Annotated in this window: 19 protein-coding genes; 14 read left to right on the top strand and 5 right to left on the bottom strand. The window is 71.0% G+C overall.

Translation table 11 applies throughout. The annotated features are described in order from the left end of the window. Window positions 1-33: 33 nt before the first annotated feature. Complete coding sequence (locus tag JOE55_RS01385) at window positions 34-927, bottom strand: PAC2 family protein (RefSeq protein ID WP_006215720.1); 894 nt, start codon at window positions 925-927, stop codon at window positions 34-36. A gap of 128 nt (window positions 928-1,055) precedes the next feature. Here JOE55_RS01385 and JOE55_RS01380 point away from each other — a divergent pair, with 128 nt between their 5' ends. The 12 genes from JOE55_RS01380 (at window position 1,056) to JOE55_RS01325 (ending at window position 16,198) form a co-directional block, all read left to right on the top strand. After that, a complete protein-coding gene (locus JOE55_RS01380; RefSeq protein WP_024290405.1) occupies window positions 1,056-1,856 on the top strand; it encodes an HAD family hydrolase in 801 nt (266 codons plus the stop codon). Window positions 1,857-1,924: 68 nt separating this feature from the next. After that, a complete protein-coding gene (locus JOE55_RS01375; protein WP_204781777.1) occupies window positions 1,925-3,064 on the top strand; it encodes a site-2 protease family protein in 1,140 nt (379 codons plus the stop codon). 256 nt (window positions 3,065-3,320) lie between these two features. Beyond that, on the top strand, window positions 3,321-4,406 hold the full coding sequence (locus tag JOE55_RS01370) for a tRNA (adenine-N1)-methyltransferase (RefSeq protein ID WP_239546366.1): 1,086 nt from the start codon (window positions 3,321-3,323) through the stop codon (window positions 4,404-4,406). Window positions 4,407-4,559: 153 nt separating this feature from the next. Then, a complete protein-coding gene (locus JOE55_RS01365; RefSeq protein ID WP_204781776.1) occupies window positions 4,560-6,311 on the top strand; it encodes an FKBP-type peptidyl-prolyl cis-trans isomerase in 1,752 nt (583 codons plus the stop codon). A gap of 126 nt (window positions 6,312-6,437) precedes the next feature. After that, window positions 6,438-6,833 carry an FKBP-type peptidyl-prolyl cis-trans isomerase gene (locus tag JOE55_RS01360; RefSeq protein WP_006215715.1) on the top strand — a complete coding sequence of 132 codons (396 nt, stop codon included), beginning with the start codon at window positions 6,438-6,440 and terminating at the stop codon, window positions 6,831-6,833. Between the two features lie 55 nt (window positions 6,834-6,888). Beyond that, the gene (locus JOE55_RS01355; RefSeq protein ID WP_024290409.1) at window positions 6,889-9,138 is read left to right on the top strand and encodes a WYL domain-containing transcriptional regulator; all 2,250 of its coding nucleotides are present in this window, start codon (window positions 6,889-6,891) and stop codon (window positions 9,136-9,138) included. Then, complete coding sequence (locus JOE55_RS01350) at window positions 9,135-9,521, top strand: hypothetical protein (protein ID WP_204781775.1); 387 nt, start codon at window positions 9,135-9,137, stop codon at window positions 9,519-9,521. Before JOE55_RS01355 ends, JOE55_RS01350 begins: the two co-directional genes overlap by 4 nt. After that, on the top strand, window positions 9,514-9,807 hold the full coding sequence (gene tatA, locus JOE55_RS01345) for a Sec-independent protein translocase subunit TatA (RefSeq protein WP_006215712.1): 294 nt from the start codon (window positions 9,514-9,516) through the stop codon (window positions 9,805-9,807). The genes JOE55_RS01350 and tatA overlap by 8 nt, the downstream gene beginning before the upstream one ends. A gap of 112 nt (window positions 9,808-9,919) precedes the next feature. Next, entirely contained in the window at window positions 9,920-10,837 is a 918-nt protein-coding gene (gene tatC / locus JOE55_RS01340; RefSeq protein WP_082676863.1) for a twin-arginine translocase subunit TatC, read from the top strand. A gap of 117 nt (window positions 10,838-10,954) precedes the next feature. Then, complete coding sequence (locus tag JOE55_RS01335) at window positions 10,955-13,852, top strand: DEAD/DEAH box helicase (protein WP_204781774.1); 2,898 nt, start codon at window positions 10,955-10,957, stop codon at window positions 13,850-13,852. A 142-nt stretch (window positions 13,853-13,994) separates the two neighbouring features. Next, the gene (locus tag JOE55_RS01330; RefSeq protein ID WP_204781773.1) at window positions 13,995-15,122 is read left to right on the top strand and encodes an amidohydrolase family protein; all 1,128 of its coding nucleotides are present in this window, start codon (window positions 13,995-13,997) and stop codon (window positions 15,120-15,122) included. A 329-nt stretch (window positions 15,123-15,451) separates the two neighbouring features. Then, complete coding sequence (locus tag JOE55_RS01325) at window positions 15,452-16,198, top strand: polyprenol monophosphomannose synthase (protein ID WP_006215708.1); 747 nt, start codon at window positions 15,452-15,454, stop codon at window positions 16,196-16,198. A 121-nt stretch (window positions 16,199-16,319) separates the two neighbouring features. Here JOE55_RS01325 and JOE55_RS01320 read toward each other — a convergent pair whose 3' ends face one another. The 3 genes from JOE55_RS01320 to JOE55_RS01310 form a co-directional block, all read right to left on the bottom strand. Continuing rightward, entirely contained in the window at window positions 16,320-16,655 is a 336-nt protein-coding gene (locus JOE55_RS01320) for an RNA polymerase-binding protein RbpA (protein ID WP_204781772.1), read from the bottom strand. A gap of 154 nt (window positions 16,656-16,809) precedes the next feature. Next, complete coding sequence (locus JOE55_RS01315) at window positions 16,810-18,093, bottom strand: SPFH domain-containing protein (protein ID WP_204781771.1); 1,284 nt, start codon at window positions 18,091-18,093, stop codon at window positions 16,810-16,812. Window positions 18,094-18,177: 84 nt separating this feature from the next. Further along, on the bottom strand, window positions 18,178-18,657 hold the full coding sequence (locus JOE55_RS01310; protein ID WP_204781770.1) for an NfeD family protein: 480 nt from the start codon (window positions 18,655-18,657) through the stop codon (window positions 18,178-18,180). Between the two features lie 197 nt (window positions 18,658-18,854). Here JOE55_RS01310 and JOE55_RS01305 point away from each other — a divergent pair, with 197 nt between their 5' ends. Continuing rightward, window positions 18,855-19,295, top strand: coding sequence for a hypothetical protein (locus tag JOE55_RS01305; RefSeq protein ID WP_204781769.1), 441 nt, complete (start codon window positions 18,855-18,857; stop codon window positions 19,293-19,295). 10 nt (window positions 19,296-19,305) lie between these two features. Here the strand turns inward: JOE55_RS01305 and JOE55_RS01300 are convergent, their stop codons facing one another. After that, complete coding sequence (locus JOE55_RS01300; RefSeq protein WP_204781768.1) at window positions 19,306-19,551, bottom strand: hypothetical protein; 246 nt, start codon at window positions 19,549-19,551, stop codon at window positions 19,306-19,308. A 961-nt stretch (window positions 19,552-20,512) separates the two neighbouring features. On the opposite strand from JOE55_RS01300, the gene JOE55_RS01295 reads away from it, so the two are divergent. Then, complete coding sequence (locus tag JOE55_RS01295) at window positions 20,513-21,628, top strand: tyrosine-type recombinase/integrase (protein WP_006215702.1); 1,116 nt, start codon at window positions 20,513-20,515, stop codon at window positions 21,626-21,628. Window positions 21,629-21,711: the final 83 nt, after the last annotated feature.

Below are 21,711 nucleotides of genomic sequence, written 5' to 3'. Positions count from 1 at the left end.
GCGCACGGGCCCCTTGCCGGTTCAGCGGCTGTCTCAGCCCTGGTCGCGGCGGCGCAGGAAGCGCTCGAACTCCTGGGCGATCGCGTCGCCGCTGGCCTCGGGGAGATCGGCGGTGTCCTTGGCCTCCTCGAGCTTGGCCACGTAGGCGGCGATCTCCGGGTCCTCCTCGGCCAGATCGTCCACCCCTCGCTCCCACGCCTCGGAGTCCTCGACCAGCGCGTCCATGGGCACCGTGATCCTCAGGAGGTCCTCGAGCCGGCGCAGCACGGCCAGCTGCGCCTTGGGGGAGGGAGACTGGGCCACGTAGTGCGGCACGGCGGCCCACAGGCTCAGCGAGGGGATCCCGGACATCGAGGCCAGGTGGCTGAGCACTCCGACCACGCCGGTGGGGCCGTCGTAGTCCGAGCCGGTGATCTCGAGCTCCTGCTGCAGCTCCTCGGTCTCCGAGGTGACGGTGATGGGAATCGGGCGGGTGTGCGGCACATCGGCCAGCAGCGCCCCCACCATCACCACGAAGTCCACCTCGAGCTGGGTCGCGTGCTCCAGGATCTCGGCGGCGAAGCTGGACCACCGGTACGACGGCTCCCAGCCGTGCAGCAGGATCAGATCCAGGTTGGTCCCGGGCACCGAGGCCCGCAGCATCCGCGTGGTCGGCCACACGATCCTGGACTCGCCGGTGGCGGAGCGGACGATGCGCGGACGCGAGTACTGGTAGTCGTAGTACTCATCGGGGCTGACCTCGAAGTCCTCGACCGCGCCGAAGGCCTCGGCCAGCAGCTTCACGGCATCCGTGGCCGCATCGCCGGCGTCGTTCCAGCCTTCGAAGGCACCGATCAGCACCCGAACGCGCTCGCCCGATCCGGCCTCCTGCACGATGCCGAACGGGCCCGCCTCGGGCTGGGGGAAGGTCTCGTCGAATCCGCTCACGCGACTCACTGTACGCGCGGGGCCTGCGGTCCGCCCGGCCGGGGAGCCCGCTGCTCGCCGTGAGCGCACACGCTCACTTCACAGGCGCGGTACCGGTACGGGCCAGGGCGAGCCGATAGGATCCCAGCATGCTTCCGACGAGTCCCGATCCCGCGACAGAGACCGCTTCCGCCGCCGCGGCCTCCGCGCGCCCCCACGCCGTCCTGTGGGACATGGACGGAACTCTCGTGGACACCGAGCCGCACTGGTTCGCCGCCGAGGCCGACCTCATGGGCTCCCACGGCCTCGTCTGGACGGATGAGGACTCCCTGAGCGTGGTCGGCGGAGACCTCGAGGAGACCGGGCGGATCATGGTCCGCGCCGGGATCCCGCTGAGCGTGCGCGAGGTCGTCGACGCCCTGTGCGAGCGCGTGGCCGCAGGCGTGCGCCGCGAGCTCGAGCTGCGCCCCGGGGCCCTCGAGCTGCTCGTGGCCCTTCGGCGCGAGGGCATTCCCACAGCGCTGGTGACCAACTCCGAGTCCCCGGTGGCCGATGTGGTCGTGGAGAAGCTCGGCGCGATCGCCGCCTCCGGCGAGGACCCCGCCACCAGCTGGGACGGCCCGCTGTTCGATCTGATCGTCACGGGCAACATCGGTCTGCCGGTCAAGCCGGATCCGGCCCCCTACGTCTTCGCCGCCCGTCGGCTCTCCGCCCTGGTCTCCGAGCGCCAGGAGAACCCCGAAGAGCTGAGCATCCGCCGGATGGTCGCCATCGAGGACTCGCTGACCGGCATCCGCTCTGCCATCGGCTCCGGGGCCTTCGTCCTCGGGGTGTCCAACCTGATCGACATCTCGGATGTGGGTCTGGACCGGGAGGTCGGCTCCCTGAGCGAGGTCACCCCGGCAGCGCTCGGGACCTGGGTCGACGAGCGCGAGCGGCGCCGCCCGTGACGAGGGCGCCTTCCGGCAGCGCAGCGCCGGCGTCCCAGCCGCGGCGGCGGAGGGGCCCGCGCGGGTCCGTGCCCCTGGGGCGCATCGCCGGGATGCCGCTGCACCTGCAGTCCTCCTGGCTGATCATCAGCTTCCTGGTCGTGCTCCTCTACGGCCCCGTCCTGCGCCGGTCGATGCCCGAGCTCGGCCTCGGCGCCTACGCGGTGGCCCTCGGTTTCTGCCTTCTGCTCGGAGTCTCCGTGCTGCTGCATGAGCTGGCCCATGCCGGTGCCGCCCGGGCCTTCTGCTGGCCCGTGGATCGGATCGTGCTCTCGATCGCCGGCGGGCACACGGCCTTCGGGCGCACGAATCCGCGCTGGTGGGCGTCCACGGTCGTGTCGGTCGTGGGTCCGATCGTGAACCTGCTGATCGCGGCGGTCGGATTCGCGCTGCTGCCCGGGCTGGGGGAGGCCGCGCAGGTCGACGGCGCCATGGTTGCCCGCATCGGCTGGTCAGTGCTGTCGCTGACCTCGACCGCCAACCTCCTGGTGGGCTTGTTCAACCTCGTCCCGGGCCTTCCGCTGGACGGCGGCAGGGTGGTCGAGGGCCTGGTGTGGGGACTGACCGGCAGCGAGCGGATGGGCACCGTGGCCGCGGCCTGGACGGGTCGGCTGTGCGCCGTGGCGATCGTGACCGCAGTGCTGCTGCTGGGGATGTGGCAGCGTCCCCTGAGCCTGATCGTGGCGGGTCTGCTCGTGTGGATGCTGGTCTCCGGCGCCGCGGATGGCCTGCGGCGCTCGAAGGCCTCGGCGGCCATGGAGGGCCGCACCGCCCTGGGCCTGAGCCAGCCGGCGGTCGGCATCCCCGCCGGGCAGAGCCTGCGCGCCGTCGAGCAGACCGCAGCCCAGCTCGAGCCCGGCACCTCGGTCGTCGGGATGGAGGACGGCATCCCCGTGGGCGTGCTCGACGGCGGCCGGCTCAGCGCCGTGCCGTCCCACGAGCGCGCGGCCTCCCCGCTGAGCCGCGCCCTGCTGCCGATCCGCCCGTCGGCGATCCTGCCCGAGGAGCTCTCCGGCCACGACCTGCTCGAGGCTGCGGTGCGCTGCGCCAGCCCGGTGATGGTCGTCGTCGATGCCGAGGGCACCGTGATCGGCACCCTGTCGGCGGCGCGTCTGAATGCCGAGCTCGAGCGATCCGGGCTGATCCGCCCGGACGGCTCGGCACGCTGAGCACGAGGCACCCGGCTGACGCCAGGCAAGCGACGCAGCCGCACCCCTCTTCCAGGAGCCTGAGAACTGCCGACGCCCGTCGGTCCCGAGCCTGAGACCTGTGGGCGCCGGTCGCGGTCGGCCGGTCGAGCGCGGTGATGCGACAATGTCCGTCGCCGAAGCCCCGCAGGGCCTCGGCCCCGAATCCTCGACGCCGCCACCGGCGCACCCGTCCCGTGCTCGTGCAGTGAGCTCTCCCGCCAGCGAAAGGCAGTCCATGACCGAGGCCAGCACCCCCACCAGCTCCCCGCAGACCTCCAGCGAGCGCGCGCACGGCCCTTCCGGGGCGATCAACCGCCGCGGGCCCATGCGCGAGGGCGAGCGCATCCAGATCATGGACGACCGGGGCAAGCTGACCACGATCACGCTCACGGCCGGGCAGGAGTACCAGACCCACAAGGGCGTCCTGCCGCACGATCTGCTGATCGGGCAGCCCGAGGGCACCGTGGTCGAGAACTCCGTGGGCATCGCCTACCAGGCCCTTCGCCCGCTGATGAAGGACTTCGTGCTGTCCATGCCGCGCGGTGCCGCGGTGGTCTACCCCAAGGACGCCGGGCAGATCGTCACGATGGGCGACATCTTCCCGGGCGCCCGCGTGGTCGAGGCCGGCGTGGGCTCGGGAGCCCTGTCGATCGCGCTGCTGCGCGCGATCGGCGACGAGGGCAGCCTGCACTCCTTCGAGCGCCGCGAGGAGTTCGCGGAGGTCGCCCAGGGCAACATCGAGACGTTCTTCGGCGGAGCCCACCCCGCCTGGCGGCTGAGCATCGGCGATCTGGCCGAGGAGCTCGGCCGGCGCGAGGAGCCCTGCAGCGTGGACCGCGTGGTGCTCGACATGCTGGCGCCGTGGGAGTGCCTGGATGCCGTCGCGGGGGTGCTCGTCCCCGGCGGCGTGGTGATCTGCTACGTGGCCACGGTGACGCAGCTGTCGCGGGTGGCCGAGGCCATGCGCGCCGACGGGCGCTACACCGAGCCCGACGCGCACGAGACTATGGTCCGCGGCTGGCACGTGGAGGGCCTGGCCGTGCGCCCGGACCACCGCATGGTCGCCCACACCGGTTTCCTGATCACCGCCCGCCGCCTGGCCGACGGCGCCCGCCGGCTGGCGCCCAAGCGGCGTGCGTCGAAGTCCGAGTACACCCAGGAGGACCTGCAGGCCTGGACCCCGCTGACGCTGGGGGAGCGCGAGGTCACGGACAAGAAGGCCCGCCGCGCCAGTCGCGACGCCCGCCACCTGGCCGATCGCGCCGCGCAGGCGGATGCCCAGGCGCGTCAGGATCCGCAGGAGCAGACTCCGCAGGACTGAGCTCCGGCCAACTGCGCCGCCAGTGTCGGCACAGGCGGCATTCAGCCCCGACCGATAGCCTGTGCGCCGACCACCGGTCCGTCCTGGGAAGCCGCCTCGCTTCCGGGATGACCCCACCGAGATGCCGCCCCTGGTCGCGGCCTGGAGGAACACGTGCGCAAGCCCCTGCTCGTCACCGGAACCGCGATGTCCGCAGCCCTGCTCCTGGTGGGCTGCTCGGGAGGCGGAGGACTGCGCTCCGTCGAGATGACGGATGAGGACCGCGCCGCCGGTGAGGCCCCCTCGATCGACTACGAGACCCCCATCAAGGTCGAGGGCAACGAGACCAAGGTCCTGGACGAGGGCGACGGCGAGGACATCGACCCCGGCGACACCCTGATGGTCCAGATGTCGATCTACAGCGGCGGCGACAAGTCGGAGCTGGGGGAGTCCTACTCCCAGCGCGCCGGTCAGGTCCTCACCTTCGACGATGACCTCAAGGAGCGGGTCCCGGAGCTCTACGAGGCCATGGAGGGCATGAAGGTCGGCGGCGTCGTGGCCTACTCCTCGGACGCCACGGCCGGGCAGAGCGGCACCGAGGGCGATGACTCCACCGCAGTGGAGGTCTACGAGATCATCGACGAGGTGCCCAGCGGCATCGACGGCGAGATGAAGGAGTCTCCCGACGGGCTGCCGGCGGTCACCGAGGGGGAGGACGGAGCCCCGCAGATCGCCAAGCCCGAGGGCAAGGCCCCGTCCGAAGTCACCTCCGAGTACCTCATCGAGGGCGACGGCGAGGAGATCGGCGAGGGCGACACCGTCGTGGCCGACTATGTCGGCGTGCGCTGGGAGGACGGAGAGGTCTTCGACTCCTCCTACGAGTCCGGCTCCCCGGCGGCTCTTCCGCTGGACACCATGATCCCGGGCTGGGCCGAGGCCCTCGAGGGCAAGAAGGTCGGCTCGCGGGTCATCATGTCGATCCCCGCCGAGAAGGCCTACGGCACCGCTGAAGAGCTCGGCGAGGACTCCGAGTACCCGGCCGGCGACCTCGTGTTCGTGGTTGACCTGCTGGCCTCCTACGACACCCCCGAGCCGGAGCCCCTGCCCGATCCCACCGCCTCCGTGGTCAACGAGGGCGACGGCGCGGAGGTCGAGGACGGCGACACCCTGCTGGTGCGCACCTCGCCGGTCGCGGACGGCGAGCCGCAGCAGGAGCAGGAGCAGGACCAGGTCATGCGCATCGACGACGACCTGGCAGAGAACGATCAGTTCCTCCACGACCAGCTCGCCGACGCCAGGGTCGGGACCTCCGTGGACATCACCTCCAGCGCCGACGACGGCACCGGGCAGGTCCAGGAGACCACCGTGCGCTACACCGTCCAGGAGATCCTGCCGGACTCGCCCGAGGGCGAGATGGCCGCCAGCACCGACGGCCTGCCGCAGGTCTCGGAGGGCGAGAGCGGCACCCCGCAGATCGAGAAGCCGTCGGGCGAGGCGCCGGATGACGTCGTCACCCAGACGCTGATCGCAGGCGACGGCGCCGAGGTCAAGGCCGAGGACACCGTGGCGGTGGACTACGTCGGCGTGCGCTGGGAGGACGGCGAGGTCTTCGACTCCTCCTACGAGCGAGGCGTCCCCACCGCGTTCCCGCTCTCGGCCGTGATCCCGGGCTGGTCGGAGGGTCTGGAGGGCCAGAAGGTCGGCTCGCGCGTACTGATCTCGATCCCCGCCGACAAGGCCTACGGCACCCAGGAGGAGGTCGATGCCGACGGCAGCGGCAGCCCCGCCGGCGACCTGCTGTTCGTCGTGGACATCCTCGGCGCCACCGAATCCGCCGAGCAGCCGGAGGCGCCGGCGACCGGCGACGCGACGGACGGTGCGGAGGATTCCGCGACCGCCGGCGACCAGGCGTCCGCCGAGGGCTGATCCGCAGGCCGCTGATGGTCAGGTCCGGCTATCCTGGTCGAACAGTCCGCGTCGCATCGGTCCAGGCCGTGCGACCGTCGATCTCCCACCCCAGAGATCCCCCATCCGAACCCCCAGGAGGAAACCGTGTCCTTCGGACAGCGAAATCTCGACCGCTCCAAGCCCGAGGTGGACTTCCCCGAGGGCGATGCCCCCACCGAGCTCGTGTCGATCGACCTGGTCGAGGGCAAGGGCGCTGTGGCGGAGCCCGGCAAGCAGGTCTCCTGCCACTACGTCGGCGTGGCCCACTCGACCGGCGAGGAGTTCGACGCCTCGTGGAACCGCGGCCAGCCGCTGGACTTCACGGTCGGCATCGGCCAGGTCATCGAGGGATGGGACCAGGGTCTGCTGGGCATGCGCGTGGGCGGACGCCGTCGTCTCGAGATCCCGTCGTCCATGGCCTACGGGGAGCGCGGCGCAGGCGGCGCCATCGGCCCGAACGAGGCCCTGATCTTCGTCGTCGACCTCGTCGACGTGCGCTGACGCAGCAGTGCCTGCCGACCAGCGCCGACGCGCTACGGAGCGTCGGCTGAATCTGATGCTCGCGCTGCTGTACCGCGAGCGGGGCTACACCCGCGCGGAGCTGCGCGGGGTCGTGCCCGACTACCAGGAGGCCACGACCGACAGCGGCTTCGAGCGGATGTTCGAGCGCGACAAGCAGGAGCTGCGCGCCCTGGGCTTCCCGATCGAGGAGGTCCCGGAGTCGCTGCTCTTCGAGGACGATGCCACCTTCCGCTACCGGATCCCGCGCGGCTCCTTCACGCTGCCTCCGCTGCGATTCACCGCAGAGGAGACGGCTGTGCTCGGCCTGGCCGCCAACGCCTGGACCGAGGCGTCGCTGGGCACCGTGGCCAGGCGCGCCCTGCGCAAGCTCGAGCCCGTGCTGGAGGCCTCGGCCGTCCAGGACGAGCCCTCGCCCATGATCCAGCCCACCGTCACGGTCCAGGAACCGGCCTTCGCTCCGCTCATGGAGGCCGTGCTGCGTCACCGCCAGGTGCGCTTCGACTATCTGGCGGCCTCGACCGATGAGCAGACGCATCGTCGGCTCGAGCCGTGGGGCGTCGGCTCCCGGTTCGGCTCGTGGTACGTGACGGGCTGGGACCTGGACCGCCAGGCCGAGCGCACGTTCAGGCTCTCGCGCATCGTCTCCGAGGTCCGAGCCACCGCCCAGACCTTCGAGCCCCCGGCCGGGTTCTCCATGAACGACCGCCTGGATGCGCTCGAGGCCTCACCGGCACTGGGATCGGTCGCCGTCGACGTGGCCCCGGGCCGAGGCCAGATGCTGCGACGCATGGCCTCTGCCGAGTCGCTGGGCGCCGGGACCGATGGCCGAGACCGCCTGCTGGTGCCCGTCACCGAGCCGGAGCGCGTGGCCGACGAGGTCGCCGCCGTGGGCCCGGACGCCTTCATGCCGTCGCCGGAGCTCGCGGACCTGCCGGAGGCCGACCCGCTGGACGCCGAGCTCGGCGCCGCAGATCCGCTGGAGGCCCTGCTGCAGCCGGGCCAGCCCGAGCCGCGGCTGCAGACCCGCGTGCGCGCCAGCGTGCTGCGCCGCCTGCGCGGGGCGGCTCAGTTCCAGCAGCGCCTGCGAGGAGCCGAGGTCGACTGGAACCGCCCCTCGCGGCGCTCCCGGCGCACCTCCACGTCGTCGTCGGAGCACCTGGCGCGGCTGCTCGAGATCGTGCGCTACGTCTACGGGCACCAGGGCGTGGACATCAGCGAGGTCGCCGAGCACGTCGAGGTCGACGTCGACCAGGTGGTCGAGGACCTTGGCCTGCTCTTCGTGTGCGGACGTCCCGGGCACACCCCGGATCAGCTCATCGAGGCCTCCTGGGACGGCGGGCCGGTCAACGTCTCGAACGCCGAGGAGATCTCGGACCCGGTGCGCCTGACCCAGCCCGAGGCCGCCGCGCTGATGATCGGGCTGCAGACGCTGCGCTCCCTGCCCGGCGAGCAGACCCCGGCCATCGACTCTGCGCTGCGCAAGGTCGCGGAGGCGGCGGGGGAGCCGGCCACGGTCGTGGACGCCGTCGGAGCACGTGCTGACACCGCCCTGGCCGCGGCCTCCCTGGAGGCGGCCGGCCACGACGAGCCCGAGCCGCTGCCGGAGATCACTGCGTGGTCGGCCGCCCAGGACCCGATCGACTCGCTCGTGGATCTGGTCCGCGGGGCGATCGACGACCGACGCCGTGTGCGGATCCAGTACATCGTGGCCTCGCGCGACGAAGTCACGGAGCGGGAGATCGACCCCCTGCACCTGACCTCGTCCAACACCTACTGGTACGTGATCGCGTGGTGCACCAAGGCGCAGGCGCTGCGCGAGTTCCGCCTGGACCGCGTGCGCTCGGCCCTGGTGGTCGGCGATGCCGAGGTCCACGAGGACCCCGCCTCGCGTCCGCAGTTGCGCCCCCGGGACCCAGCGCTGTCCGCCGAGACGGAGATCGCCCTGGTCACCGACCGCCGCAGCCGTTGGATCGCCGATCAGTACCGGGCCACGCGCACCGCGGTCGTCGAGCTGCCGCCGCTGGAGGGGGTGGCCGCGGAGGAGGCTGCCGTCGAGGAGGCCCCCGCCGCTCGAGGGCGAGGCGGGCGCCCGCCGGTCGAGTTCGAGGCCGCGCAGATCTCCTTCACCACGGCGGAGCAGGCCTTCTCGCTGGTCACCCGCTACGGCGGGCAGCTCGGCGCGCTGGCCCCGCCGCCGGTCGTCCAGGCCGGGGAACAGTGGGTGAACACCGCCATGGCCCCCTATCTGGAGGCGGTCGATGATCAGGAATCGGAACTAGGGTGAGCGTCATGTCCTGGTGGATGTGGCTCCTGCTGTGGACCGGGCTCGTGCTCGTCGCGGCAGTGTTCCTGGCGGCACTGCTGTGGTTCGCCTGGCGGCGGCTTCTGGCCGCACTGGGCGAGCTCGACAGGCTGGGGGCCGTGATCGAGCGGGTGGGGTCGCAGCATCCCTCTGGGTCCGCCGGGTGGACCCGGAGCCTGGCGGTGCGGGGCGCGTCGGACGTGTTCACGCCGGTGCGCGAGGCCAGGCTGAAGTATCGTGAAGACAGTCACAGACGACGCTCCGAGCGCGTCGAGCGCCGCATCGCGCGGCGGGCGCTGAGAGCTCAGCCGCAGAGGGTCCAGGACCTGCACGCGGCACGAGGAAAGGAACTCCCGAATGGGTAAGCTCTTCGACAATCCGATGTTCATCGTCCTGATCCTGCTGGTCATCGTCCTGCTCTTCGGGGCTCCCAAGCTGCCCGGAATGGCCCGCAGCCTCGGCCAGTCCATGCGCATCTTCAAGTCCGAGGTCAAGGAGATGAAGGACGACGGCAAGGACTCCAAGGGGGAGAACGAGTCCACGATCGTCGACGGCGAGACCGTGCGCGAGTCCGGGACCAGTACCAGCACGGGAACGAACGGCTCCACGGCGGCGGACAGCGCCTCGAACTCGGACGGCACCGTCCGATGACCCCGGGGCTCACCGCCCCGTCAGCTGACCTCCGGGCCGAAGTCCCTGCGGACTCCGGCCCGGTTCGCCTGCCGCGGCGAGTCCGTCGCCGCGGCCCCCAGGGAGATCGACGATGACCGAGATGCAGCCGGAGAAGCCCGCCGGGAGGCCCTCAGCAGCGGATCGGCGCGAGCAGCGCCGCGTGCGCAGCCGCCGCCGCAACCCCCAGGCGCAGATGGCGCTCACCGAGCACCTGCGCGAGCTGCGCAACCGCCTGATCAAGGCGGCCATCGGACTGGTGGTCGGCATGATCCTGGGCTTCGTGGTCTACAACCCGTTCATGTCCTACATCACCGAGCCGCTCACGGCGGTCGCGGAGGCCCAGGGACAGGAAGCGGCCGTCAACTACAACTCGGTCGGCGGTCCGTTCAACCAGATGGTCCAGGTCGCGCTGACCCTGGGCGTCATCATCTCCAGCCCCGTCTGGCTCTACCAGATCTGGGCGTTCATCATGCCTGCGCTGCAGAAGAAGGAGAAGCGCTACGCCTACGGCTTCCTGCTCGCGGCGGTCCCGCTGTTCCTGACAGGCTGCGCCGTGGCTGTGCTCGTGCTGCCCACCGCAGTCATCGCGCTGACATCGTTCACGCCCACCGGCGGCACCAACCTGATCGGCGCCGACGTCTACGTCACGTTCTTCATGCAGCTGATCCTGACCTTCGGCATCTCGTTCGTGCTGCCGGTGCTGCTCGTGGGCCTGAACATGCTCGGTCTGCTCAAGGGCCGGACCATCCTGCGCTCATGGCGCTGGGTCGTGATCATCGTGCTGATCATCTCGGCCATGGCGGCGCCGGGGCCGGACATGATGACCATGTTCTACCTGGCCGTGCCGCTGCTGCTGCTGTTCTTCCTGGCGGTGGCGCTGTGCCTGCTGCTCGACCGCCGCAAGGCCAAGCGGGCGGCGGCCCGGGAGGCCGAGACGGGTCTCGGCGCAGACAGCGCGACCTCTGCTGAGGACCTCAGCGCCATGGGGCGCACCGACGAGAAGACCTGACCCGATCCGATCGGTCTGCCTCAGCGCCGCGTGCCTGCCGGCGGCCGCAGCACCCGACAGCCCCGCACCCGCACCGGCGGGCGCGGGGCTGTCGTCGTCGGGTCGTAGGGTGGGGGCATGTCCAGTCCAGCCGAGCGATACATGGCAGCCAAGGCCCGCACCTCCGAGGCCAGGACCTACCGCAGCCGCTTCGCGGCCAGCCTGGACTTCGAGCTCGACGACTTCCAGATCGAGGGCTGCCGTGCGCTCGAGGAGGGCCGCGGCGTCCTGGTCGCAGCACCCACCGGCGCCGGCAAGACCGTCGTGGGGGAGTTCGCCGTCGACCTGGCGCTGCATCGCGGGCAGAAGGCGTTCTACACCACGCCCATCAAGGCGCTGAGCAACCAGAAGCACTCGGACTTCGTCCGCCGCTTCGGTGCCGAGCGCGTGGGGCTGCTCACCGGCGACACCTCGATCAACTCCGAGGCGGACGTGGTGGTGATGACCACCGAGGTCCTGCGCAACATGCTCTACGCGGACTCGCCCACCCTGAGCAACCTCGGCTTCGTGGTCATGGACGAGGTCCACTACCTGGCCGATCGCTTCCGCGGCGCCGTGTGGGAGGAGGTCATCATCCACCTGCCGCCGCACGTGCAGATGGCCTGCCTGTCCGCCACGGTCTCCAACGCGGAGGAGTTCGGCGATTGGCTGGGCACCGTGCGCGGGGAGACGGACGTGGTGGTCTCCGAGCACCGTCCGGTGCCCCTGTGGCAGCACATGCAGGTCGGCACCGAGCTGATGGACCTGTTCGTCACGGACACGGTCGAGCAGGCCGCCGAGAAGGCCGAACGGCTCGAGCGAGCGCGAGAGGCCGGGCTCGAGGCCCGGATCGAGCCGCCGGCGGTGAACCCCGAGCTGCTGCATCTGGCCCGCTCCCAGGCCTCCGGACGGCGTGGTCCGGGCGGGCGGTCCCGAGAGCGCATGCGCCAGAAGAACGGCCGAGGGCGCGGCGGGCACGGACGAGACGACCGCGGACGCGGCTCCGGGCGCGACGACCGCGGCGGCTCCATCCCGCGCATCAGCCGCCCCCACCTTCTCCGACAGCTGCAGAGCGAGGGCCTGCTGCCGGCGATCACGTTCATCTTCTCCCGAGCCGGCTGCGACGACGCCGTGACCCAGTGCCTGGCCGCCGACCTGCAGCTGACTACCGAGGCCGAGCGGCGCACCATCCGCGCTGTGACCGCGGAGACGGCCGCCGCGCTCAACGACGCCGATCTGGACGTCCTCGGCTTCCGACAGTGGCGGGACGGCCTGCTGCACGGCGTGGCGGCCCACCACGCGGGGCTGCTGCCGCTGTTCAAGGAGGTCGTGGAGGAGCTGTTCACCCAGGGGCTGATCAAAGCCGTGTTCGCCACCGAGACCCTGGCGCTGGGCATCAACATGCCGGCGCGCTCCGTGGTGCTCGAGCGCCTGGACAAGTTCAACGGCGAGGCCCGCGTGGACATCACGCCGGGGGAGTACACCCAGCTCACCGGACGCGCGGGGCGCCGAGGGATCGACGTGGAGGGCCACGCGGTCGTGCTGTGGCGGCCCGGCACGGACCCCCAGGCCGTGGCCGGGCTGGCCTCCAAGCGCACGTACCCGTTGAACTCGAGCTTCCGGCCGACCTACAACATGTCGGTCAACCTGATCGCACAGTTCGGCGCCCAGCGCACCCGCGGGATCCTGGAGTCGTCGTTCGCCCAGTTCCAGGCCGATCGCTCGGTCGTGGGCATCGCCCGGGAAGTGCGCCGCAATCAGGAGGCGCTGGCCGGCTACGAGGAGTCCATGACCTGCCACCTGGGCGACTTCACGGAGTACGCGGCGCTGCGCCGGGAGCTCAAGGACACCGAGAAGTCGGCCGAGAAGGCCCGCTCGCACGCCCGGCGCACGGAGGCCGCGGCATCGCTGCAGGACCTGCTGCCCGGCGATGTGGTGGACATCCCCACTGGCCGCAACCGGGGCTTCGCCGTGGTGGTCTCCCCGGATCCGCACTCGCCGCAGCCGCGGCCGTCGATCGTCACCCACGACGCCCACCTGCGACGCCTGGGCGCTCAGGATCTCGAGGGTCCGCTCGAGCCGATCTCGCGCATCCGTCTGCCCAAGCGGATCGCGGTCTCCTCGCTGAAGGAGCGCAAGGTCATCTCCGGAGCCATGCGCTCCGCGCTGCAGGAGGGCGTGCCTCCGCGGACGGGAGGCCGCAGTGATCAGCCGCGCTTCGCCCGCGGCGGCTCGGGCTCGGAGGCGCGCATCACGGAGCTGCGCCGGCGCCTGCGCGAGCACCCCTGCCACGGCTGCAGCGACCGCGAGCAGCACGCCCGCTGGGCCGAGCGCTGGGAGCGGCTGCGCCGCGAGACCGACCGCCTCATGCGCCAGCTCGACGGACGCACGAACGCGGTGGCCGCCCGCTTCGACCGCATCACCTCGGTGCTGCACGAGCTCGACTACCTCGAGCGCCGCGACGACGAGCTGCGGCTGACCCCGGCCGGGCAGAGCCTGCGGCGGATCTACGGCGATCGCGATCTCCTGCTGGCCATGGGGCTGCGCGACGGCATCCTGGACGGGCTGGACCCGGCGTCCATCGCCGCTGTGGCCACGGTCTTCACGTATCAGGCCAAGCGCCAGGACGCCGGTGCGCGGCCGCGACTGCCCTCCGCCAAGATCGAGCAGGCCGTCGCCACCGCCGTGACGCACTGGACCCGGCTGACCGATCTGGAGGAGCAGCACCGCGTCGATCAGACGGCCGAGCCCGAGCTCGGCATGGTCGGACCCATGCACCGCTGGGCCCGCGGCGGCTCCCTGCGCGCCACGCTCGAGGACACCGAGCTGGCGGCCGGCGACTTCGTGCGCTGGACCAAGCAGGTGATCGACCTTCTCGATCAGGTGGCCTCGATCCGCGGCCTCGACGCCCAGACACGCACCGGCTGCCAGCGCGCCGTCGACCTGATCAGACGCGGCGTGGTCGTCCAATCCGTCCTCGAGGACCCTGAGCCCTGAGCCGCCCCGAGCACCGACCGGCCCCCGCACCGATCTGCAGGAGCGCTGACCGGCTCGCAGCAGTGACCGGCACGGAGCACTGAGCCGTCCGCCGGGCGTGCCGAGTCCCCTTTCGACTTCCCGGACCTCCCGAAGGAGCACCATGTCCCAGCAGTCCACCGAGCGAAGCCCCCTCGAGGGTCCTGTCCTCTACCGCCGAGGCTCCGTCTACACGACGGTGGATCCGGGAGCCTCGGCGCTGATCGCCGAGGGGGATCAGGTGGTCTGGGTCGGATCGGAGCAGGCCGCTGACTCGCTGCAGGACGAGCGGATGCAGGTCGTCGAGCTGGACGGCCGGCTGATCACCCCGGCCTTCGTCGACAGCTCCGCGGATCTGAGCCGCAGCGCGCACCCGAGCGCAGCGGCGGCGCTCGGGCTCGGAGCCGTGGTGCACACCGGCGGTCTGCAGGATGCCGAGGCGCTGCAGAACTGGGTCGAGGCGGCGCAGCAGGGCCGTGCCGCGCGCGTCCTGCTGTGGCCGAGCCTCGATCCGCAGGATGACGTCGCCTCGGTCGTCGAGCAGGTCCGTGAGCGCTTCAGCGCTGCGCTGGTCGGCCTCCGGCTGCCGGTGGCGGACGCTGACGCCCAGGCCGTGGCGTCGTTCTGCACGGCCGTGTCGCAGGAGTCTCTGGCCCCGGCGCTGGCCGTCAGCCGCGCCGACGAGTTGGCGATCGCGCTGGAGGGCCTCGAGCTCGTGGCGAGCAGCGCGGGGGAGCGCACCGCCCACGCCATGGGCGTGCGCGTGGACCTCGTGGGTGCGGTGGAGCTGACCCAGCGCGACCTCGAGCGCCTCGCCGCCGCTTCCGTCACGCTGTGCCTGGATCCCTCGGTCGAGGCGCCGGTGGCCGAGCTCTACCGGCAGGGCATCCCGGTGGTCTGGGGCACGGGCGCCGCTCTGCTCGACGGCTGGGAGGCCGTGCGAGCCCTGCTGCACCACCCCGATCCGCAGCAGCGCATCTCCGCGAGGGCCGCCTTCGTGGCCGCGACCCGCGGCGCCTGGCGGGCTCTGGGCGGAGGACATCCAATGGCCGGGCAGCTGGCCTCCGGAACACCGGCCACCTACGCCGTGTGGGAGGTCGAGGCGCTGATGGTCCAGCCAGCCGAGGGCACCGGCGCCTCCTGGAGCACCGACCCCCGGGCCCGCACCCCGCTGCTGCCGGCGCTCGAGGACGAGGCGAGCCCGCGCTGCACGCAGACCGTCGTGGACGGACGCATCCTCCCGCTGAGCTGAGGCATTCCGACGACCCGTCACCTACCCTGGGAAGACGCTCGGTGATCCTGTGCCGGGCCTGTCGATGCCGGGGCCCTGCGCCTGGTCGTGGCAGAGTCGGAGCACAGCGGCCTGATCAACGGCTGCGTCGAGACCTGTCGTCGCATTCGAGGGTCCTGGCGCGTCCGCGACTAGACTGACCGTCTTGCACCGGCTCGTCGCCTCCCGGCCCGGCACTGCACCCAGCAGGGCTCGAGGAGGCGCACCATGCCCGGTCGGTGCGGGGGCCTCCCGCAGGATCGGCCCTCGATGTCCTGCTCGGTGCACTTCGGCGAAAGGATGCGCGCAGCGTGCGTTCCCTCATCATCATCCCCACCTACAACGAGCGCGAGTCGCTGCCGACCGTCATGGACCGACTGCGTCGCGCCGTCCCGCAGGGCGATGTCCTCGTCGTGGACGACAACAGCCCCGACGGAACGGGCGAGATGGCAGATCGCATGGCCGAGGCCGATGCGCAGATCCACGTCCTGCACCGCACCGAGAAGAACGGCCTGGGCCAGGCCTACATCGCCGGGTTCCGCTGGGGGCTGGAGCAGGGCTACGAGATCCTCGTGGAGATGGACGCGGACTGCTCCCACCAGCCAGAGGAGCTGCCCAAGCTGCTGCAGGCCGTCGAGAACGGCGCCGACCTGGCGATCGGCTCGCGCTACGTGCCGGGCGGCTCGACGGTGAACTGGCCGTGGATCCGCAAGTTCATCTCCCGCGGCGGCGGGATCTACGCCCGCTTCTTCCTGGGCTCGAACATCCGGGACATCACGGCCGGCTTCCGCGCCTTCCGCGCCGAGACTCTGCGAGCCATCGACTTCACCTCGGTGACCTCGCGCGGCTACTGCTTCCAGATCGACCTGGGCTGGCGCACCGAGCTCGCCGGCCTGCAGGTCGTCGAGGTCCCCATCACCTTCGTGGAGCGCGCCGAGGGCGATTCCAAGATGAGCGCCGACATCACTCGCGAGGCCATCGTCAACGTGGCCAAGTGGGGCGTCACCGCTCGCGCCAAGGTGCTGCGGGACAAGGCCCAGGGCCTGCTCGGACGCTGAAGCCCCCGCGCGGGAGGCTCAGTAGCCCCCGCGCCTATGACGAAGGCCGCCCCCGATTCGGGGGCGGCCTTCGTCATAGGCGCACTGATCGGTCCACGGCGGACCTGTCAGAGGCTGCGGCTCAGAGAGCGTGCAGCTCCCGGTAGTGCTCGAGGCGCTGCTGGAGGATCTCCTCGAGCTCCTCCGTGGTGCGCCGCTCCATGAGCATGTCCCAGTGGGTCCGCTGGTGCTTCTCGTTGGGGTTCTCCGGCTTCTCGCCGTCGACGATGATGGCCTCCTGGCCGGTCTTGGTGTACCAGACCTGCGGGATCTCCGCCTCCATGGCGAAGGTCACGAAGACCGACTCGCCGGACGTGGTGCGGTACTCCACGCGCTGACGCGAGGCGGGCTCGACGCCGGCCTCCGACTCCATGGACTGCGAACCGAGGCGCATGCCGCGAAGGCTGCGATCGCTCATCGGATGTTTCTCCTGTCGGTGGGGGTGTCGGTGGGAAGACCTCTGCTGGAAGACACAGCACCGCGACGCTCGAGTCTATTCCCGAGACGTCGCGGTGCTGATGCCTCCCACGCGCTCTCGGCGCGTCCTCTTCCGTGGTCTGCGGCCGCTGGGGTCAGCGCTGCGGGGGCTGACCGTATCCGTCGTGCCCGCTCGGGCGGTAGGGATCGCGGCCGTGCTGCTGAGGGCGCTGCTGGCCCTGGTAGCCCTGCTGAGCCTGCGGGTGGGGCTGCTGGCCCTGCTGATCGAACGGCTGGTCCCGGCCCTGAGGGGCGGCCGCCTGGCGAGGGCGCTGGGCGCCGGCGCGGGTGTCTTCGCCGGGCAGCTTGGCGTTGAGGTCGACCGGGGCGCTCGGGTCGATGGTCTCGGGGCCGGGGACCTCGTAGTCATCGGGGTCGGTGAAGCGCTTGGAGGGGTTGAGGTCCTCGTCGGTGACCTTGACCAGGCCCTCGTCCTCCTTGGCGCGGCGACGAGCCTCGGCCTCCTGCTCGTCCTCCTCCTCCATGACCTCGCCCCAGTCCGGTCCGGCGTCGGGACGGCCCAGGAACTCGCCCACGCCGCGCAGGGCATCGCCGAGCTCAGCGGGGATCATCCACACCTTGTTCGCGGAGCCCTCGGCGACCTTGGGCAGGGTCTGGATGTACTGATACGCCAGCAGCTTCTGCGTGGGCTTGGCGCGGTGGATCGAGTCGAAGACCTTCTGGATCGCCTGGGCCTCGCCGTCGGCGCGCAGGATCGCGGCCTTGGCATCGCCCTCTGCGGAGAGCACGGAGGCCTGGCGCTGACCCTCGGCCGTGAGGATCTGGGACTGCTTCTCGCCCTCGGCCGTGAGGATGGCCGCGCGACGGTCGCGCTCGGCGCGCATCTGCTTCTCCATCGAGTCCTGGATGGAGGCCGGGGGAGTGATCTCCTTGATGTCCACGCGCGAGACCCGCAGGCCCCAGCGGCCGGTCGTGGAGTCGAGCACGCCGCGCAGCTCCGCATTGATCTTGTCGCGGGAGGTCAGCGTCTCCTCGAGGTTCAGACCGCCGACCACGTTGCGCAGCGTCGCGGAGGTGAGCTCGTCGACCGCATGGATGTAGTTGGTGATCTCGTAGGTGGCCGAGCGGGGGTCCGTCACCTGGAAGTAGACGACGGTGTCGATGCCGACCACGAGGTTGTCCTCGGTGATCACCGACTGCGCCGGGAAGGACACGACCTGCTCGCGCAGATCGATCATGGGCAGCAGCCGGTCGATGAACGGGACCAGGATGTGCAGGCCGGGGGACAGGGTGGACTGGTACTTGCCCAGTCGCTCGACGATGCCTGCGCGGGCCTGCGGAATGATCCGCACCGCCTTCAGCAGGATCACCACAGCGACCACGACAAGGATGACCAGCAGGATGATCGTGGCGATCATGGGGCTCTCCTCGTGACGTCGGTGTTCGGGGGGGGGGGGGGGGGCGTTCGGATCATTGGCGATCGACGGGCCGGCCGCGGCGGCTCAGGCCCGGTGCACCGCGGGATCGATGGCGGGGGCGCTGCGTTCGACCCTCACGGTCGCGCCGTCGACGCGATGCACGTAGGCGGTCTCGCCCACCGGGATCTCCGGACCCGAAGTCCGGGCGGTCCAGACATCTCCGTCGAGACGGACCAGGCCGGTGGCCGAGGTGACGGGCTCCAGGACGGTGCACTCGGAGCCGGGCAGACGGTCGGCGTTGGAGAGACCGTCGCGGCCCGGGCCTCGGTGTAGCCGGGCGAGGATGCGCGGGCGCACGAGGAAGAGCAGCAGCAGGGACACGGCGACGAAGACGAGCACCTGGACGACCACGCCTCCGCCCAGGGCAGAGGCACCGGCGGAGGCCAGGGCGCCGACTCCCAGCATCAGGAAGGTCAGGTCGAGGCTCAGGATCTCGATCACGATCAGCACGACCGCGAGGATCAGCCACACGATCCATCCGCTGTCGGCGAGCATCTCAAGCATCGGGCGGCCTTCCGTCGTCGGTGATCCGGGTCTCCATCCTGCCAGAATTCGCATTCGAGAACAGGCAGGTCCATGCGTGTGTCGTCGATTCCCCGAGATCGCATCGTCCAGCAGGGGAGTAGCGTCACCCTCTGTTCATCTGGCGTTCATCCGCTTAGGATCTGGGGATTCCGTTCGACGTCCGCACAGGAGTGACCATGAGACCCATCGCCTCGATCGCAGCTTCGGCTGTGGGTGCCGGCGTGACCGGCATGGCGGCGGGTCTGATCACGCTGTCGGCGGTGCAGTCCAACATGCCTGCACTCATGGCGCATCTGATGAAACCGGTGCCGGATCTGGCGGGCCGACGGGTGCTGCTGTGCACGGGGGAGACGGATCACCGCACCCGCGGCACGGCTGCGGACGAGGCCCAGCAGTGGCGTCGGGCACTGGAAGCCGAGCACGACGCCCCGGCGATCCTGGTGGACCTGCGCACGGACGCCCGCTGCTCGGCGCGCCGACGGGCGCAGGTGCGAGCGCTGGCAGAATCCGTCCCGGCGGATCACCAGCGGGAGTTCGTTCTCGGCGACTCGGTGTCTGCGCAGGCACGCTCTGTGCAGGCGCGCACCGGGGCCTCGTCGGCCGAAGCTCTCGGCTGAGGCCGGCCGCTCAGGAACCCTGCGAGTCCTCGTCGGAGTCCGACTGCTGCGGCTGATCGCCGATCATTTCCCCGAGAGGATCGACGCGCGGCGGGCGCAGGATGCTGCGGGAGACGTTGCGGTAGTCGTAGCGCCCGAGGAGCTGGGCTGCTTCCTCGTCCGCGAGGTCGTAGGCATGCGCGAGCATGCGGACGTTCTCCGTGTAGAAGGCGTGCAGCTTGTCCACGCCCTTCAGGAACTCGATTTCCTTGCTCATGGTCGGTGTGCGGCCTCTCCGGAAGATCTGCGGCTGGATCCGAGGCGTAAGCGCCGATCGGACCGTGACCACCGTAGTCCGAACGCCGCAGAAACTCCCGTCCCGGAGCATGGTTCGCCCGAAGACGGAGACGTCCTGCGGGTGCGGTGCCGGGGATCCAGAGGGTCGTTCGATCCTGCACCTCGTTCGCCGATAATATACATTATGTAAAGTGAGGCTGAGCGGAGGGCTCGACGCCGACCGGATGGCCCCTCCCTCGCAGGCGGTGGGCATTCACTCGAGGCGTGCCTCGGAGTGCACGGCTTGTGCGCGGGGCGACGACCTCGCCGCGGGCCGCCTCACGCCGGATCTCTCCGCGCGGTGCTCGACGCCGCCGGGCGGTCTCGGCTCCGCCCTGCAGTCTTTCCCCGACGATCTCCTGCGATTGCGCCTGTGTGGCTCCATGCTCCCGACCTGCCACGAGTGCTCGCCGCCAGCTGTGTCACCCCAGGCGGCAGACGGCATTGCGTGCGGGCTGCCGCACCGCAAAGGCCATGAAGGCTTCGCATCACCCGCTCGGAAATATCCTCCGCATGGTGCGCGCTCTGCGCGCGGGAAATCGGATATTCCGCTGCCGCGGCGCACTGTCCGGCCCGTGAGGGCTCCTGGAAGATTTCACCTGGAGCTCGTCTTGGCTATTCTTCTGTCTGTCGGGATATCCTTGTCGCTCCTGGCCTGACAGTCATGCGGCGCCGCATCTGCCGTCGCAGGATCTCGCCCGCGTCGATTCCGTGTCGTAGTAGACAAATAGAACGACACGAGATGGCGGAGGCAATCCCTGGTGCTCGTCAGCATTCGATAGACCAGCACCGCCGACTCCCCCGGTATCGATTCCCGAAGATTCCGGGGAGATGCCCGACGCTCCCCCGCAGGCCCATTCTTCCGTCGCGCTTTTCGATAGTATGTTCGAGTCGCCGATCGAGTGATCGATCCGCTGATCGACTCCCCCGGTCTCGGCGACCCGCCCGTCGTCGCCGACCCGAAGGACTCCGCCGCCATGGCTCTGCCTCCCCCGCCCGTCGAGATCCCGCTGCAGGAGGCCGTCGCGCGCTTCCTGGCCTCGGTGGATCGACGGGCGCGTGTGCAGTCGCTGTCGGCGGCCACGGCCAAGAACTATCGCGTGGATCTCGAGCGCTTCCTGGAGCTGCTCCCCCGCGCGAGCGAGCACACCGCGGAATCCGTCACCGGCCAGGACGTGGACGAGGCCCTGCTGCTGTTCGCCGGCACCGCGGATCACCGGCGCAAGCCGGGGCTCGGCGAGCAGAGCGGGGATGTCCGCCGCCGGATGGCCGCCACCGCGCGGGAGGCCAAGTCGGCCGGGTCGACCCTGCGGATGCGACGCTCCCTGTCGCGGTTCTTCGCGTACTGCACGGAGCAGTCCTGGGCCACCGTCTCCCCCATGGCCGCCTCCGAGCTGATACCCCAGGGCGAGGATCCCCTGCGCGTCGAGCGGACCTCCCTGGACATCGAGGAGGCCCAGGCTCTGCTGCGCCACGGTCCAGGCACTCGGGAGTCGAACCGGCACTGGGACCGGGACGCCATCGCGCTGGGGCTCATGATGGTCGTCGGGCTGCGCGCCGGGGAGATCGTGCGGCTGGATGCGGATCACCACTCGCCTGCCGGTCCGGCGGGCCCGGCTCGGGTGACGGTCTACGGGAAGGGCCGCAGCACGCGGGTGGTCCCGATCGCGGCCTGGATCGACGAGCTGATCTCGTCGTATCGAGCCCGCCTGGGTCCGGAGGCGCCTGCGCCGCTGCTGCTCTCGGCCACCGGGCGCCGCCTGGCGGTGCGCGATATCGAGCGCCTGCTCGAGCGCGCCGTGCAGCGCACCCGAGCCGCCGAGCCGCGCCTGGCCCGCGGCGTGGTCCCCCACGGGCTGCGCCACACCGCGGCCACGCTGATGCTCGCCGACGGCTGGGACGTCAAGGTCGTCGCCCGGCTGCTCGGGCACAGCTCCGTGTCCACCACCAGCCGCTACCTGGACGAGCTGCCCGGAGAGCTCTCGGCCGCGATCGACGCCCACCCGCTGCGGCCCTGACGGACCGGCGGCCCCGATCGCCGTGAGGGACCGGGGCCGCCGTCGACGGGGGCACGTGCGAGATGCGAGTGCAGCCACTCAGG

Source organism: Kocuria palustris, from assembly GCF_016907795.1.
In the GTDB taxonomy this organism is placed as follows: Bacteria; Actinomycetota; Actinomycetes; order Actinomycetales; family Micrococcaceae; genus Kocuria; species Kocuria palustris.
Note: the sequence above shows the minus strand (reverse complement) of the source record. Positions and strands in the feature narration are given on the sequence as shown.

Coding starts and splice junctions, on each gene's coding strand:
- JOE55_RS01380 (WP_024290405.1), top strand. CDS start 1,056: ATGCTTCCGACGAGTCCCGATCCCGCGACAGAGACCGCTTCCGCCGCC.
- JOE55_RS01370 (WP_239546366.1), top strand. CDS start 3,321: ATGACCGAGGCCAGCACCCCCACCAGCTCCCCGCAGACCTCCAGCGAG.
- JOE55_RS01355 (WP_024290409.1), top strand. CDS start 6,889: ATGCTCGCGCTGCTGTACCGCGAGCGGGGCTACACCCGCGCGGAGCTG.
- tatA (WP_006215712.1), top strand. CDS start 9,514: ATGGGTAAGCTCTTCGACAATCCGATGTTCATCGTCCTGATCCTGCTG.
- tatC (WP_082676863.1), top strand. CDS start 9,920: ATGACCGAGATGCAGCCGGAGAAGCCCGCCGGGAGGCCCTCAGCAGCG.
- JOE55_RS01335 (WP_204781774.1), top strand. CDS start 10,955: ATGTCCAGTCCAGCCGAGCGATACATGGCAGCCAAGGCCCGCACCTCC.
- JOE55_RS01330 (WP_204781773.1), top strand. CDS start 13,995: ATGTCCCAGCAGTCCACCGAGCGAAGCCCCCTCGAGGGTCCTGTCCTC.
- JOE55_RS01320 (WP_204781772.1), bottom strand. CDS start 16,655: ATGAGCGATCGCAGCCTTCGCGGCATGCGCCTCGGTTCGCAGTCCATG.
- JOE55_RS01315 (WP_204781771.1), bottom strand. CDS start 18,093: ATGATCGCCACGATCATCCTGCTGGTCATCCTTGTCGTGGTCGCTGTG.
- JOE55_RS01310 (WP_204781770.1), bottom strand. CDS start 18,657: ATGCTTGAGATGCTCGCCGACAGCGGATGGATCGTGTGGCTGATCCTC.
- JOE55_RS01305 (WP_204781769.1), top strand. CDS start 18,855: ATGAGACCCATCGCCTCGATCGCAGCTTCGGCTGTGGGTGCCGGCGTG.
- JOE55_RS01300 (WP_204781768.1), bottom strand. CDS start 19,551: ATGAGCAAGGAAATCGAGTTCCTGAAGGGCGTGGACAAGCTGCACGCC.